Origin of the sequence: Cryptosporangium minutisporangium (assembly GCF_039536245.1) — a bacterium.
GTDB classification, from domain to species: Bacteria; Actinomycetota; Actinomycetes; order Mycobacteriales; family Cryptosporangiaceae; genus Cryptosporangium; species Cryptosporangium minutisporangium.
In genome coordinates, this window is the sequence record NZ_BAAAYN010000029.1 from 53,959 (window position 1) to 68,024 (window position 14,066).

Annotated in this window: 14 protein-coding genes; 3 read left to right on the plus strand and 11 right to left on the minus strand. The window is 73.7% G+C overall.

All coding sequences use genetic code 11. The features are described 5' to 3' along the window. Window positions 1-33 precede the first annotated feature (33 nt). From ABEB28_RS22570 to ABEB28_RS22585, 4 genes are read right to left on the minus strand one after another with little or no spacing between them, the layout of a single operon-like run. Window positions 34-1,218, minus strand: a complete 1,185-nt coding sequence (locus ABEB28_RS22570; protein WP_376980499.1) for a branched-chain amino acid ABC transporter permease — start codon at window positions 1,216-1,218, stop codon at window positions 34-36. Continuing rightward, complete coding sequence (locus tag ABEB28_RS22575; protein WP_345730164.1) at window positions 1,211-2,101, minus strand: branched-chain amino acid ABC transporter permease; 891 nt, start codon at window positions 2,099-2,101, stop codon at window positions 1,211-1,213. The genes ABEB28_RS22570 and ABEB28_RS22575 overlap by 8 nt, the downstream gene beginning before the upstream one ends. Then, on the minus strand, window positions 2,098-2,958 hold the full coding sequence (locus ABEB28_RS22580; RefSeq protein WP_345730165.1) for an ABC transporter ATP-binding protein: 861 nt from the start codon (window positions 2,956-2,958) through the stop codon (window positions 2,098-2,100). Before ABEB28_RS22580 ends, ABEB28_RS22575 begins: the two co-directional genes overlap by 4 nt. After that, a complete protein-coding gene (locus ABEB28_RS22585; RefSeq protein WP_345730166.1) occupies window positions 2,955-3,740 on the minus strand; it encodes an ABC transporter ATP-binding protein in 786 nt (261 codons plus the stop codon). The genes ABEB28_RS22580 and ABEB28_RS22585 overlap by 4 nt, the downstream gene beginning before the upstream one ends. A 278-nt stretch (window positions 3,741-4,018) precedes the next feature. On the opposite strand from ABEB28_RS22585, the gene ABEB28_RS22590 reads away from it, so the two are divergent. Together ABEB28_RS22590 and ABEB28_RS22595 are read left to right on the plus strand one after the other, a co-directional pair. After that, the gene (locus tag ABEB28_RS22590) at window positions 4,019-5,290 is read left to right on the plus strand and encodes a PucR family transcriptional regulator (RefSeq protein ID WP_345730167.1); all 1,272 of its coding nucleotides are present in this window, start codon (window positions 4,019-4,021) and stop codon (window positions 5,288-5,290) included. A gap of 196 nt (window positions 5,291-5,486) precedes the next feature. Beyond that, entirely contained in the window at window positions 5,487-6,233 is a 747-nt protein-coding gene (locus ABEB28_RS22595; RefSeq protein ID WP_345730168.1) for a DUF7662 domain-containing protein, read from the plus strand. Window positions 6,234-6,441: 208 nt separating this feature from the next. Here the strand turns inward: ABEB28_RS22595 and ABEB28_RS22600 are convergent, their stop codons facing one another. From ABEB28_RS22600 to ABEB28_RS22620, 5 genes are all read right to left on the minus strand, one after another. Continuing rightward, window positions 6,442-6,837, minus strand: a complete 396-nt coding sequence (locus tag ABEB28_RS22600; protein ID WP_345730169.1) for a DoxX family protein — start codon at window positions 6,835-6,837, stop codon at window positions 6,442-6,444. Between the two features lie 127 nt (window positions 6,838-6,964). Next, the gene (locus ABEB28_RS22605) at window positions 6,965-7,900 is read right to left on the minus strand and encodes an aldo/keto reductase (protein WP_345730170.1); all 936 of its coding nucleotides are present in this window, start codon (window positions 7,898-7,900) and stop codon (window positions 6,965-6,967) included. Next, window positions 7,897-8,976 carry an MBL fold metallo-hydrolase gene (locus ABEB28_RS22610; RefSeq protein WP_345730171.1) on the minus strand — a complete coding sequence of 360 codons (1,080 nt, stop codon included), beginning with the start codon at window positions 8,974-8,976 and terminating at the stop codon, window positions 7,897-7,899. The genes ABEB28_RS22605 and ABEB28_RS22610 overlap by 4 nt, the downstream gene beginning before the upstream one ends. Window positions 8,977-9,030: 54 nt before the next feature. Then, window positions 9,031-11,037, minus strand: coding sequence for a sigma-70 family RNA polymerase sigma factor (locus ABEB28_RS22615; protein WP_345730172.1), 2,007 nt, complete (start codon window positions 11,035-11,037; stop codon window positions 9,031-9,033). Between the two features lie 70 nt (window positions 11,038-11,107). Then, on the minus strand, window positions 11,108-11,431 hold the full coding sequence (locus tag ABEB28_RS22620) for a YciI family protein (protein ID WP_345730173.1): 324 nt from the start codon (window positions 11,429-11,431) through the stop codon (window positions 11,108-11,110). 131 nt (window positions 11,432-11,562) lie between these two features. On the opposite strand from ABEB28_RS22620, the gene ABEB28_RS22625 reads away from it, so the two are divergent. Further along, complete coding sequence (locus tag ABEB28_RS22625) at window positions 11,563-12,219, plus strand: DUF998 domain-containing protein (protein ID WP_345730174.1); 657 nt, start codon at window positions 11,563-11,565, stop codon at window positions 12,217-12,219. 53 nt (window positions 12,220-12,272) lie between these two features. Here ABEB28_RS22625 and ABEB28_RS22630 read toward each other — a convergent pair whose 3' ends face one another. Continuing rightward, window positions 12,273-12,857: a hypothetical protein gene (locus tag ABEB28_RS22630; protein WP_345730175.1), complete on the minus strand. Its 585-nt coding sequence runs from the start codon at window positions 12,855-12,857 to the stop codon at window positions 12,273-12,275. A 95-nt stretch (window positions 12,858-12,952) separates the two neighbouring features. Further along, window positions 12,953-14,056 carry a hypothetical protein gene (locus tag ABEB28_RS22635; protein WP_345730176.1) on the minus strand — a complete coding sequence of 368 codons (1,104 nt, stop codon included), beginning with the start codon at window positions 14,054-14,056 and terminating at the stop codon, window positions 12,953-12,955. Between the last annotated feature and the right edge of the window lie 10 nt (window positions 14,057-14,066).

Below are 14,066 nucleotides of genomic sequence, written 5' to 3' on the forward strand. Positions count from 1 at the left end.
AGCTACGTCGGGATCGAAAGGAATCGGGGAGCGTCAGGAGTCGGCGGGGCTGGCGGAATCGGACCGGTCGGCCCGGGGCGTGCGACGGAACCGCCGGGACCGTCCGATCCGGCTGGCCAGGCCGGCGAGTCCGGACGGGTGGAACAGCACGACGAGGACGATCGCCAGGCCGTAGAGGTAGCGGGCGGCCTCACCGGCGGCCACCCCGCCGCTACCGACGTCGGTGACGAGCGGAAGCGCGTCCGCGTAGCGCTGCAGGACCAGCGGGAGCGCGGTGACGAACACCGCGCCGAGAACGGCTCCGGGTAGCGAACCGAGCCCGCCCAGAACGATCATCGCGAGGAACTGGATCGAGACGAACAGCCCGAAGGACTCGGGCGCCACGCTGCCGATCGACAGCGCGTACATCACCCCGGCCAGCCCGCCGTACGCCGAGCTGACCAGGAAGATTTTGGCCTTGTAGCGCTGGACGTCCACGCCCATCACCGACGCCGCGACCTCGCTGTCGCGTAGCGTCCGCAGCGCCAGCCCGGGGCGGCTGCGCAGCAGGTTGCGGGCGAACAGGTAGGCGGCCACCGCGAGCAGCAGGCCGAGGTACCAGAGCCGTTCGGCCTCGCGGAACGGGACACCGAGGACCGACATCGCCGGCCGGTCGGCGAACGAGAGACCGAACAGCGAGAACTCCGGCACCGAGCGGCCGTTGAACCCACCGGTGACCGACGTCCAACTGTTCAGCACGTGCTGGCCGATGAAGACCAGCGCCAGCGACGCCACCCCGAGGTAGATACCGCGCAGCCGCGCGGCGATCGGGCTGAACGCGAGCCCGGCGACGCCCGCCAGCAGGACACCGACCACCAGGCCGAGCAGCGGTGGCCAGCCCAGCCCGCTGAGCTCGTCGGCGCGCACGCCGGTGGGGTCGTCGGCCACGAACGTGTAGCTGATCGCGCCGACCGCGAGGAAGAACGAGTGCGCGAGCGAGAGCTGCCCGGCCGTCCCGACGAGCAGGTTCAGCCCGAGCGCGCCGACCACGGCACCGGCGATCGCGAAGCCGGTGCGCAGCCAGAACTCCTCGACGTAGAACGGGACGACGAGCAGCAGGACCACGGTGGCGCCGAGCACGAGCAGCCGCAGCGGACGTCGGGCGGGGCGCGTCGGCGGCCCGGCGGGGCGGTCGGGCGCTGCGGCCGGGGGCTCGGCGACGCGGGCGGACTCAGACACGGGTCAGTTCCTTCGTGCCGAACAGCCCGGATGGGCGCACCAGCAGGACGACGATCATCACGAGGTACGGCACGACCGGCCCGAAGCCCCGCCCCAGGAACAGCAGCTGATCCTGGTACCCCGCGGCCAGCGCCTCGGCGACGCCGATGAGCAGGCCACCCACGAGCGCGCCACCGGTGGAGTCCAGCCCACCGAGGATCGCGGCCGGCAGCGCACCGAGCGCAACCGTGTACACCGCCGGGCTGACCCCCGGCGTCGGCGCTCCGACCAGGAACAGCGCCGCCACGGCCGCCAGCACTCCGGCGATCAGCCACGCGATCGCCGAGACGCGCCCCTGCCGGATGCCCATCAGCGCGGCCGCCTCGCCGTCCTCGGCCGCCGCGCGCATCGCCACCCCCCAGTTGGAGTACTTGAACGCGGCGAAGAACAGGCCGATCAGGACGGCGGCGGCGCCGATCGCGAGGGCGCGGTTGGTACTGATGCCGACGTCGCCCAGCCGGAACACGTCCCCGCCCCACGGGTGCGGCACGTTGAGGATGTCCGAGCCGATCCGCCGCGTCATGTCGGTGAGCAGGATGATGTCGACGCCGATCGTGACCACGGCCAGGCTGATGTCCGGCGCGCCGCGCAGCCGGTTGATCACCAGCCGTTCGATGAGCAGCGACACCGCGGCGGTGAGCACGATGCCGGCCAGCGCTCCGAGCCAGAAGCCCCACGGTTCGGCGAACCGGACGATCGCGTACGCGCCGACCAGCAGCAGCGATCCGTGGGTGAAGCTGACGACGCCGCTGGCCTTGAAGATCACCACGAAACCGAGCGCGATGAGCGCGTACATGGCGCCCAGCGAGACACCGTTGAGCAGGAGCGAGAGGAACTGGCTCACGGGCGCTCCCGGGGGGTTGGTTCGGTGTCCGACGACGCGGCCCGCGCGGCGGCGTCGGCGGGGAGCACGTCGTTCCCCGACCCGAGGTAGGCGCGGATCACCTCGGGGTCGGACTGGATCTCCGCCGGGCTGCCGTCGGCGATCCGCCGTCCGAAGTCGAGCACCGTGACCCGGTCGGCCAGCGCCATGACCAGGCTCATGTCGTGTTCGACGAGCACGATCGAGATGCCGAGCGCGGTACGGATCGCGCCGATCGTCCCGGCCATTCGCGCGGTCTCGTCGGCGTTCATGCCGGCCACCGGCTCGTCCAGCAGCAGGATCCGCGGTTCGGCGCAGAGTGCGCGTGCCGCCTCCACCCGCTTCTGGTCGCCGTAGGAGAGCGCGCCGACCGGCAGGTGCAGCTTGTCGCCGAGTTCGAGGAAGTCGGCGATCTCGGCGACCCGGGCGGCGTGCCGCCGGTGCTCCCGGGTGGCCTGCGGCAGCCGTAGGCCCGCCGCGAGGAAACCGGCGCGGGTGAGGTGGTGGCGGCCGAGGAGGAGGTTGTCGGCGACCGACTCGCGCGCCGAGAGCGCGATGTTCTGGAACGTGCGCGCCACGCCGACGTCGGCGATCTGGAACGGACGCATGCGGTCCAGCCGCGCCGGACCGAACCGCACCTGCCCGCCCGCGGCCCGGTACACACCGGAGAGCACGTTGAACAGCGTCGACTTGCCGGCGCCGTTCGGGCCGATCACCGCGTGGATCGACCCCGGCGCGACCGTGAACGAGACGTCCGCGAGCGCCGCCAGCGCCCCGAACTGCACGCTGACGTCGTCCACTTCCAGTGCCGGGATGTCCTCCCGGACCGGGGCGCTCATCCGGTCCACCGCGACAGGGTCCGGTGCGGGGTCGTGGCCTCGGCGGCCGGACGGGTGGCGTCTTGGCCGAGGTAGAGGCGGCGCACCTCGTCGCTGCCCGCGAGCTCCGCCGCGCTGCCGGAGAGCGAGACCCGCCCGACGTCCAACACGTACGCCTGCTCGGCCACGCCCAGCGCCATCGTGGCGTTCTGCTCGATCAGCAGCACCGACGTGCCCTGGCGGTTGATCTCCCGGATCACCTCGCCGATCCGGCCGATGACGCGCGGCGCGAGGCCCAGCGACGGCTCGTCCAGGAGCAGCAGCTTCGGGTCGGCCATCAGCGCCCGGCCGATGGCCAGCATCTGCTGTTCGCCTCCGGACAACAGCGCGCCGCGCTGCGTCCGCCGCTCGGCGAGGACCGGGAACAGGTCGTGCACCCGTTCGCGCGCCCGCGCCTTCGCGGCGCGGTCGGAGTTCGCGAGGCCGCCCGCGCGGAGGTTCTCGTCCACGGTCAACCGGCCGAAGATCCGGCGTCCCTCCGGCACGTGGACGACGCCCTGGCGGACGATCGTGCCGGGATCGGTGCCGGGCAGGTCGCGGTCGTCGAGGCGGATCGTGCCCCGGTCGATCCGGCCGGACTGCAGGCGGAGAGTGCCGGAGATCGCGCGGAGTAGCGTGCTCTTGCCGGCGCCGTTGCTGCCGAGCACCGCGACGACCGCACCGTCGGGTACCGACAGCGTCACACCGCGCAGGGCCTGCACCACGCCGCCGTAGGAGACGTGGACGTCATCGACGGTCAGCACTGTTTGGTCCTCCCTGCGTGGGGGCCGGGGGAGTGGCCACAGTGTGTGCGGATGCGATCGGGTGGATCGGTGAAGACGGGGCGATCGGTGTCCAGAGCACTGTTTGTGTCGGGTCGCGGTGTGCACGCTGCACACCCCGTCGCGCGGCTCCCGCCGAGCCCGCCGCGGCCCGGAATTGTGCACGCTGCACACTCCGGAGGCCTGCTGTCCGGAACGCGTGCACCGGACCGGCGGTGGATGCTGCCGATCGCCGGCGGGAGTCTCTACGCTCCGCCGATATGTCAGCGGTACCGGTCGGGCCGAGCGTCCACGTGCTCGCCGCCCGGCTCCGTGCACACCACCTCCCGGCCCTGACCGCCGAGGTGTTCCGCCATGTCGTCCAGGTGCGCCCGGAGTCCCTGACCGACGGGTCGCTGAACCCGGGCGAACTGCGGTCGGTCTGCGCGGTCAGTCTCGACCAGATGCTCGGTGAGCTGGCCGACGGCGGTGCCACGGCGGCGCCGTCGCTCCGCGAGACCGGACGGCGGCGCGCGCAGGACGGTGCGCCGATGGAGTGGCTGCTCCACGGCTACCGGCTGTGCGCCCGGGCGATCTGGCAGGCGCTGGTCGACGAGGCGACCCGCAGCGGGGACGAGGGCGTTCGCCGTCTGCTCGCCGAAGCGGTCGTCGTGTGGGACGCGCTGGACCGCGTCTCGACCGCCGTTGCCACCGCGTACCGGGAGGAGCAGAGCCGCCTGCAGCGCACCACCCGGCTGCGCCGGGAGACCGTGCTCTCCGGGCTGCTGGAGCGACCGCCGCTGACGGCGTCGGCGGTCGCCGAGGCCAGCGACGTGCTCGGCATCCCGGTGCGCGGGCCCCGGCTGGTCGTCACGGTCGCGGTCGCCCCACCGCCGGAGGACGGGTCGCCGGGGGACGGGTCGCCGGGGGACGGGTCGCCGGGCCAGGATCCGCCCGACACCGGTCCGACGCTGGAGGGGGTGCTGCGCGGGGCCGGGTTCCCGTCGGTCTGGGTCTGCCACGGTGTGCGCGAGTCCGCGCTGGTGGCCCTGGGCGGTCCGGACGAGGAGGCGGACGTCGTCACGCTGCTGGCCGACCGCGTGCCCGGCCCGGCGGTCGTCTCCCCGCTGATCGACGGGTTCGACGACGTCGCGCCCGCTCACCGCATGACGGTGCTCACGCTGCGGACGCTGCCCACTGGCTACCGGGGCACCGTGCGGGTCACCGACCGGCTGCCGCACGCGCTGGTGGCGGCGGCGCCGGACGTCGCGGCCGTGCTCGTCCGGCACACGCTCGGCGGGTTGTCCACGTTGCGTCCGGCGGAGTGGGAGGCCTACGTCGAGACGCTGGAGGCGCTGGTGGAGGCGGACGGCTCGGTGTCGGCGGCGGCCCGGAGGCTGGGCTGCCACCGCAACACCGTCCAGAAGCGCCTGCACCGGATCGAGGTGCTGACCGGCCGTCCGCTCACGACGCTGCGGGGGATGGTCGAGCTGACCCTCGCCCTGCCCGCCGTGCGGCTGGACGGGGACCGGTCCGCCCGGCCCCCCGGATGACGCCCCGTCGTCCTCGTGGCGGGGTGGCGCTGTGGCCGGACTGTGCTCTTCTCAAGGGCTCCACAGTGGCGTGAACCGCGCATGAGAGCCGCCGAAATGGGCGGGTACGGGTTGGATCGGGCAGGTAGTGTCGGGGCGCCGGCGTCACCGCCTCCGCACCGCGGACCGCGCCGGCCGAATCCGAGGTGATCGGATCATGGGCAAATACGACCCGCTGCGCCGGCACCTGGCCGCAGTGCCCGACGACCGGCGGGAAATCGGTCTGTCGTTGCGGGAAGTGGAGAGCCTGGTCGGGACGCTTCCACCGTCGGCGCGAGGCTACCGGGCCTGGTGGGGCAATCATGGCTCGTCGCCCCAGGCGGCGGCGTGGCTGGAGGCGGGGTTCGTCGTCGAAGGGGTCGATCTGAGCGGGGAGCGAGTGTCGTTCGTCCGGCCCGGGGTCGGGTACCGGCCGCTGGCGCGCGGCGACCGGCCGTCGACCGCCACCGGGGACGTGGACCACTCGGAGGCGACCGTGCAGTCGCACCTCGTCGCCCACCTGGTCCGGACCGGCTGGCGGATCGAGCGGGTCGCCGACACCGCCGCGCGCGAGCAGGGCATCGACGTCGTCGCCCGCCGGGGCGCCTGTATCCGGGCGATCGAGGTGAAGGGTTACCCGAGCCGGTCCTACGCCGACGCTCGCCGAGCCGGCGAGCGCAAACCGACCGGCCCGAGCACCCAGGCCCGGCACTGGTACGCGGCCGCGCTACTGCAGGCCGTGCTGGTCCGCGACGCGCACCCCGGCTACCGGGTGGGCATCGCGCTCCCGGACGTCCCGACCTACCGCTCACTGTTCGCGCGCAGCCATCGGAGCCTCGACGACCTGGCGATCGCGATGTACTTCGTGAGCGCGACCGGCCACGTCACCGCGACCGAGTCCAGCCCGGGCGGCGAGTGCGGCTAGGCCGCGCCCAACCGCACCCAACCGCGCCCGGCCGCGCCCAACCGCGCCCGGCCGCGCCCAACCGCGCCCAACCGCGCCCGGCCGCGCCCACCCGTCACGGCTCGGCGCGCTCGGCCTCGACCAGCACGCGGCGCAGCAGCTTGCCGAACGGCGATCGCGGGACGCGGATGCGTCGTAGATCCCCGCGATCGGCCGACGACCCGCGCGGCTAGGACTTCGTCGCGGCGCGCGCCCAGGCGACCAGGGCGGGCTGACCGAGCAGACGCAACGCACGCTTGCGGTCGCTGTCGAGCCCGAACCCGTCCTTGCGCTCGACCAGTTGGGCGACGTTGCCCGGGAACACCGCGACGAAGAACCCCGCGACGAGCGTGCCGAGCCGTCGGCGCGCAGGCTGGCGCCAAGTGGTGAGCAGTGACGCGCCGAGCGCGATCTCGACCACGCCCGAGCCGAGGACGACCGTGTCCGGGTCGACCGGCATCCAGCTCGGCACCTGGGCCTGGAACTCCTCGCGCAGCGTGGTCAGGTGGCCGACGCCGGCGCCGACCAGGACGGCGCCGAGCGCGACCTGACCGGCAGCGCGCAGCGCGCGGGTGGGGCTGGTCACCGGGCTCTCCGTTCGTCGATCTGGGACGGACGCCCGCAACGTATCCCGTCGGCGCCCCCTCCGCCCGACGGAGCCCGACGGAGCCCGACGGAGCCCGACGGAGCCCGACGGAGCAGAGCCGGGTCCGTCAGCGCCAGGCCCGGGCCGATCGGGTCGCCCAGTACTCCGCGGGCGCCTCGGCCAGCTCCCCAAGCCGGGCCAGCACGTCCGGCGGCAGCGCCACCGCCGCGGCGCGCAGGTTCCGCGCGATCTGGTCGACCGTCACCGCGCCGGTCAACACCCGGGCAGCCCACGGCTGGGCCAGCGCCGCGGCCATCGCGAACTCGTCCAGTCCGAGGCCGAGCCGCTCCGCGATCGCGGCCGCGGGTCCGGCGCCCTCCACCTCGGAGAGTCGTCCGTTCGCGAGGCACTCCTTGACCACGACGTCGACGCCGGTCGCCGCGGCGTCGGCGAGCGCGGGCCCTACCGAGGGCTCCAGGAGGTTCCACGTCGACTGGACGACGGAGAACAGCGGCGCCCCGTCCACCACGACGCCGAGCGCGCGGCGCACGGTGTCGGCCTGTGCCGGGCCGGACGTCGACAGGCCGATTCGGACACCCCGCTCCCGCAGCTGCCCGAGCTCGTCGAGCAGCGAAGAGTCGTCGAGCGCCGGGCTGTCGGGCGTCACCGAGTGGATCTGATAGATCGCGACGGCGTCGCCGAGCAGCGCCTGGGTCTCCGCCCACTGCCGGCGGAACGCCGCGGGGGAGTGGTCCTTCACCTCGTGGACGTCGCGGTCCGTGCGCCACTCTCCGACGTACGTGTAGCCCCACTTGGAGGCGACCACCAGATCGTCGACGTCCGGCCGGGAGCTCAGCCACGCGGCGAGGAACTCCTCGGCCCGCCCGTACGAGCGGGCGGCGTCGACGTAGCGCACGCCGCCCGCGTAGGCGGCGTCCAGCACCGCGGCGGTGCGGGCGCGCATCGCGTCCACCGACCGGTCGTCGCCGAGGTCGTCGGCGCGGCCGGCGGTCAGGTAAGCGGGCCGCCCGAGGGCGGCCAATCCGAGCCCGAGGCGGGTCATCCGGCGACCCGGACGCGCGGAGCACCACCGGGGGGACCGGCCGCCCAGGACAGTTCGCCGCGGCCGACCAGGTGCTGGACGTGCGCCGCGGTCTCGCCGAGCGCGGCGAACCGCATCCGGCCGATCTCCGCCCACGGTCGCGACCAGGTCAGGGCGGACGCGACCTGCCACATCGTCGGCTCGCCGAGCGCACCGACGACCGCGACCAGCTCCCGGCACCGCTCCTCGTGGTGGGCGATCAGCTCCGCGGCCCGCACACCCAGTCCGCGGAACCGGTACTCGTGGGCGGGTAGCGCGTCGTGGTCGTCGTAGTCGGCGACCTTCTGCAGCGAGGCGAGGAAGTCCGCGAGCGGTGCGCCCTCGGCCGACGGGTTCAGCCCGATGTTGGGGCTGATCCGCGGCAGCACGTGGTCGCCGGTGAGCAACACCTTCGCCTCTTCGTCGGCCAGGCAGATGTGGCCGGGCGTGTGCCCGGGAGTCCAGACCGTCCGGATCCGCCTGCCCGGGAGCGGCACCAGGTCGCCGTCGGACAGGAATACGTCCGGCTCGGCCATCCGGAAGTCCGGCTCGCTGCGTGGGTTGCCGCGGGAGAGCAGCTCGTCGATGTCCTCGTCGCTCGCACCGGAGAGTCGCAGGATCTGCGTCATGCCCTTGCGGCGGACCTCCGGTGAGGTCGCGCCCATCCGCTGCGGCATGTTGTCGGCCTCGGCCGGGTGCATCGCGACCCAGGCGCCGGTGACCTCCCGCAGCCGGAGCGAGAGCCCGTGGTGGTCGGGGTGCACGTGCGTCGCGACCAAACCGACGATGTCGCCGAGCCCGAATCCGGCGACCTCGAGGCCGGCCAGCAGCGCCGACCAGGTCTCTTCGTCGTTCCATCCGGGGTCGACGACGACCACTCCGGAGTCCCCGGGCAGCAGGTAGCTCAGCGTGTACCGCAGCGGGTTGTCCGGGATCGGCACCGGAACCGACCAGATCGCGCCCGGCAGCTTCTCCACCGGCGGCAGCTCCCGCCGTCCCCAGGCCGCCTGCTGCTCCGTGCCCAGCACGACGATCCCGTCCGACCCGGTTGCTGTCACCGCTCCACCCTTCGATCCGCCCGTGACGACCCCGGGCCTCCTAGAAAGTAGAACCTAAGTTCTGTCCGGTGGGCGTCCGGGGTAGGGAAGCCCACATCGGCTCGGCTTGAGTTGACGCAGGGTGGATCCCGCTCCGGCCGGATCGAGGGCGGCCGTGGCCTGCTTGAACAGGTACTCGGCGCGTTCGTAGGAGAGGCGGCGACGGCCGGTGTCCGGGCACCGGCCGGCCGCCGAGGGCGTGCGAGCGGGGCCAGGTCGCCGGTCGGTGAGGAACAGCGGTCCCCGGGTGCGGCCCGCGATCAGCTCCGGGAGCAGCCGGGCGGTGCCGGATCGCCAGGTCACCCACGTGCGGCCGGCCCGTGCCCGGCGGTCGTCCAGGTCCAGGTTCTCGACGTCGAGCGCGAGCACCGTCCGTACCGGGGCGCCGGACTCGTGCAGTAACCGCCACAGCGTCCGCTCGCGCAGCGCCACGTCGGGGCGGCTCTCCAGCGCGTCGAGCAGCGACGCGTCGACCGGCGGCGTCGGCGTGCGGGTCTCGTCCCGCCGGGCGACGGCGGCCGACAGGTCCGGCAGCCCGGCCCAGGTGCCGAACGACCGGACCGCGGCGCGGTGCCGGTTCCACGTCGCCGCGGCGGTGTCGCCCCAGGCCATGGTGAGCACCGGCGCGACCGCGGCGGCGGTCAGGGCGTCCAGCGGCAGCCCGTCGCCGAGCGCGCGCCGCAGTCGGTCGAGCGTTTGGGTGTAGGAGCGCCGGGTGGTTGCGGTGAGGTCGTTGCGCTCCAGGAACTCGGTGGCGGCGGTGCCGAGCGTGGGCCCGGCCGGAGCGCTGACCGGCAGGGCGTCCGCCCGTCGGCGCAGGAACGCGGCCTCGGCGGCGTTGCGGGTCAGGGCGGCGGCTCGCTCGAACTCGCGCCGGGCTTCGTCGTGCCGCCCCAGCGTTGCCAGCAGGTCCGCCCGGACGGCGGGCAGCAGATGGTAGTCCCGCAGCCGAGCGTCGGTGACCAGGGGGTCGGCCAGGTCGAGCCCGGCCTGCGCTCCGCGGGCACGGCCCACCGCGACCGCCCGGTTGAGCTGGACGATCGGCGTCGGCAGCACGTGGACCAGCGCGTCGTACAGCGACGCGATCCGGGCCCAGTCGGTGTCGTCGGCGGACCCGGCCTGGGCGTGACAGACGGCGATCGCGGCCTGCAGGACGTATGGCCCCGGCGCCGCACCGATCTCGCGCGCCCGCAGCATCGCGGTGAACCCCCGCCGGATCAGCAGCGGATCCCACCGGCCGCGGTTCTGTTCGTGCAGCGGAACCGGCTCGCCGGACGGGCCGGTCCGGGCGGCCGCGCGGGAGGCCTGGATCTCCAGCAGCGCGACCAGCCCGTGCACCTCCGCCTCATCGGGCGCGAGTTCGGCGAGCAGGCGGCCCAGCCGCAGGGCCTCGTGGCACAGGTCGGCCCGGATCAGATCGTCGCCGGAGGTCGCCGAGTACCCCTCGTTGAACACCAGGTAGACGACTTCCAGCACCGACGCCAGCCGCTCGGACAGGTGCGCGCGGTCCGGCAGCGCGAACGGCACCCGGCGGTCGGCGAGCGTCTGCTTGGCTCCGGCCAGACGCTGAGCGATCGTCGGCTCGCTGACCAGGAACGCCCGCGCGATCTCGCCGGGCGTCAAGCCGGCCACCAGTCGCAGCGTCAGCGCGACCCGGGCCTCGGTGGACAGCACCGGGTGGCAGGTGACGAAGATCAGCCGCAGGACGTCGTCGTACTCCGGCGGTTCCGGCGGAGCCTCCGGGGCTCGCCGCAGGTCGCCCGCGATCAGCTCGTGCGCTCGGTCGGCGCGCTGCGACCGTCGCAGATGGTCGACGGCACGGCGCTTCGCCACGGTCGTGAGCCACGCGGCGGGGTTGGCCGGTGGCCCCTCGGCACTCCACTGCTCGAGCGCGGCCACCAGCGCGTCCTGGGCCAGTTCCTCGGCGAGGCCGACGTCGCCGAGCATCCGGGTGAGCGCGCCGATGATCCGGGCGGATTCCAGCCGCCAGACCGCGTCGACGGTGGCTCGGACGTCGGTCACCGGAACGGCCCTGGTCGTCGACGGTCCCGCCCCCTCCGGCCCGCGAGCCGGAGGGGGCGCGAACCGCGGATCACGGCCCGAAGACCTGGTGCATCATGCCCTCGCCGTCGCCGATGACGCGCCGGAAACGGCGGGCGATCTCGATCGCCTCCTCCTTCGTCCGCACCTCGATCAGCGCGAAGCCGGCGACCGCCTCCTTCGCCTCGGTGAACGGCCCGTCGGTGATCGTGACTTCGCCGCTGGTGGACGCGACGCGGGTGCCGACCGGGTCCAGGCCGCCGGTGGCGAGCAGGACGCCCTCCGCGGTCAGCTCCTCGACGAACCTCGCCATGTCGGCGAAGAGCTGCTCGTCCGGGGCGCGGTCGCCGGCCTTGGACAGCATCAGGTAGCGCATGAGCTTCTCCTTGCTCTGGGGTGTCCTCTGCCCCGAACGTCGCTCAGCCTAAATGACAGGGAATTGCCTCGTTCCCTGTCACATCGCGGAATCGATGAATCAGCGAGAACATCGACCAGAAGGAGCTCGCGATGACCGCCCTCGCCCCCGCTGCCGTACTCGCCCCGGCCCGCACCCGCACGCTGCTCACCGGCGCCGCCGTCGCCGGGCCGCTCTGGGCCGTGGTCTCGCTCGGCCAGGCGCTCACCCGGGACGGCTTCGAGCTGACCAGGCACCCGCTCAGCGCGTTGAGCAACGGCTCGCTCGGCTGGGTGCAGATCGTCAACTTCGTCGTCGCCGGGATCCTGCTCCTGGCCGGTGCCGCCGGGCTGCGCCGGGCGATGGCCGGGACCCCGGGCGGCCGGTGGGTGCCCCGGCTGGTCGCCGCGGCCGGCGTCGGTATGGCCGCGGCCGGGGTGTTCGTGATGGATCCCGCCGACGGATTCCCCGCCGGTACTCCGGCCGGGATGCCCGCCACGCTCTCCTGGCACAGCTACGGCCACATGGTCGCGGGCACGGTGACGTTCGTGTCGCTGATCGCGGCCTGCTACGTCCTGGTCCGCCACTTCCGGCGGACCGGCCGGCCGGGGAGCGCACTCGCGTCCGCAGTGGCCGGTACTGCGCTCCTGGTCGGTGACGGCTGGGCGATGACCGGCGGTGCGGCCGGGTCGGCGACGCTGGCGGTGGGTGCGATCACCGCCATGCTGTGGATCGCCGTGGTCGCCGCGCGCTTCCGCGTCGCGTCCTGACCCACGGTCTCGCTGCGCCGGTCCACGACGTCGCCCGGCGCTCCGCCCTGCGCTCACGTGCGCAACGGCCGACCCTGTCCGTCCACCGGGTTGCCCGCCATCAGCACGATCCCGTCGATCACGAACCACAGCCACCCGGCGGCGTACACCGCGATGAGCAGGATCGGTAGCAGCAGGAACGACAGGCAGACGCCCAGCCAGAACGACGCCCAGCCGAGCACGGTCACGCCGAGCTGGACGGCGCCGAGCCCGGTGTGCCCCGCGTAGAGCCGCCCGATGCCGCCGAGCCCGAGGAAGAACCCGGGCAGGAGCTGGAGGAGCCCGGCGACCAGCTTGCTCTTGTCCGAGTAGGGCCGGCCGGTACGGGGATCGACGCCGTGGAACGGCGGTGCGGTGTAGGGCACCGGCGGGACGAAGTGCGGCGGCTGCGGCACCGGGTACTGCGGCGCGGGATAGTGCGACGTGGGGTACTGGGGCGGCGCGGAGTACTGGGGCGGCGCGGAGTACGGCTCGACTCCGCTGGCGTACGGCGGTGCCGAGTACGGATAGCCGGCATGCGGCGGCGCGGACGCGGGATCTGCCGGGTACCAGGGGTCACGGGGCGGCTGTTCGCCGGGACCGGGGAGCGGCAGAGTCATGACCGCACGGTATCGCTCGTGCGCACCCCGAGTCACCGTCCGGTGAAGATCCGGCGCCCACCCCTCGGGGCGGGCGCCGGAGACGTGCGCGCCCGCTACCGGCCCAGGTCCTTGCCCGCCGAGATCCCGGTGACGAAGAGGGTGAACTGACGCTCGGTCATCAGCTTCCCGTCCGGAACCTCCACCGCGACGGTCCGGCCGTCGTCCACCTCGATGTAGCCAACCCAGCGCCAGTCGGAGGGCCCGTCCGGTTGCTTGGCGATCACGCCCGACCGGTCGCCGGCCCGGACCGGCTTCGAGTCCAGTCCCAGCGCTTCGATCATCGCTTGACGGGCAGGCCCGTGGGAGGAGTCCACCGATACCGACGACCGCGGGCTGGTCCATCCTTCCGTGACCCTGGGGTAGTCGGCGCTCGGGGTGGTGGCCGTGCGTGCGTCGCAGAACGCCACCTGCGCGTGCGACGCGCTGCTGAGGGTGAGGTTGGCGCAGATTCGCAGGCCGGGCGGGATCGTCTCGAACCGGTACAGGTCGACGGTCGCGCGCTCACGGTCGACCAGGCCGGCACCGATCCGGATCAGGTCGTCGTCGCGGAGCTCCATGTCGACCGCGCCGTTGCCGTTCCACGCCACGATTCGGACCCACTGCGTCGGCGTTCGCTGGAACGTCAGCTCGGCGTAGGGACCGCCCGCCTCCGGGTAACGGGTGAAGGGCGGGGAGTTGTGCGGGTGCGGCGGAACGGTGTAGAGCGTCGCCGTGATCCCGCCGACCGCGACCCGCCGGAACGCGCCCGGTGACGTCCGGGTGGGCGGCTTCGCGCTGCCGATCTCGATCGAGAGCTCCGCGTGCGGGCCGGCCTTGCTGGCCCGGATCATCCACACCCCCGGCCGGTAGAGGTGCGCCCGGGGTTCGCCGAACCCGGCCGGAAGCCAGCCGACGTCCACCGGTGACGGTGGCGCGGAGCTCTCCGCCGGCGGCGCGGTGACCTGCAGGCGGTCGTCCGCCGGGTCGTTCCGGGCGACGCCTACCGAGATACCCACGGCGGCGACCACGGCGGCGAGGGCGCCGCTGAGGACCGTGGCCCGGCGCCGCCGGGCCCGTCGGCGCCGGGTGTGCACCCTGTCGAGCAGGCCGGCGGGGGGCGGTGCGTCGTCGGCGTGTTCGTGCATCACCGAGCGCAAAGCGTGGTTCAGATCAGTCATCGGGCTCCCC

Coding starts and splice junctions, on each gene's coding strand:
- ABEB28_RS22590 (WP_345730167.1), top strand. CDS start 4,019: ATGTCAGCGGTACCGGTCGGGCCGAGCGTCCACGTGCTCGCCGCCCGG.
- ABEB28_RS22630 (WP_345730175.1), bottom strand. CDS start 12,857: ATGACTCTGCCGCTCCCCGGTCCCGGCGAACAGCCGCCCCGTGACCCC.
- ABEB28_RS22605 (WP_345730170.1), bottom strand. CDS start 7,900: ATGACCCGCCTCGGGCTCGGATTGGCCGCCCTCGGGCGGCCCGCTTAC.
- ABEB28_RS22635 (WP_345730176.1), bottom strand. CDS start 14,056: ATGACTGATCTGAACCACGCTTTGCGCTCGGTGATGCACGAACACGCC.
- ABEB28_RS22625 (WP_345730174.1), top strand. CDS start 11,563: ATGACCGCCCTCGCCCCCGCTGCCGTACTCGCCCCGGCCCGCACCCGC.
- ABEB28_RS22620 (WP_345730173.1), bottom strand. CDS start 11,431: ATGCGCTACCTGATGCTGTCCAAGGCCGGCGACCGCGCCCCGGACGAG.
- ABEB28_RS22580 (WP_345730165.1), bottom strand. CDS start 2,958: ATGAGCGCCCCGGTCCGGGAGGACATCCCGGCACTGGAAGTGGACGAC.
- ABEB28_RS22595 (WP_345730168.1), top strand. CDS start 5,487: ATGGGCAAATACGACCCGCTGCGCCGGCACCTGGCCGCAGTGCCCGAC.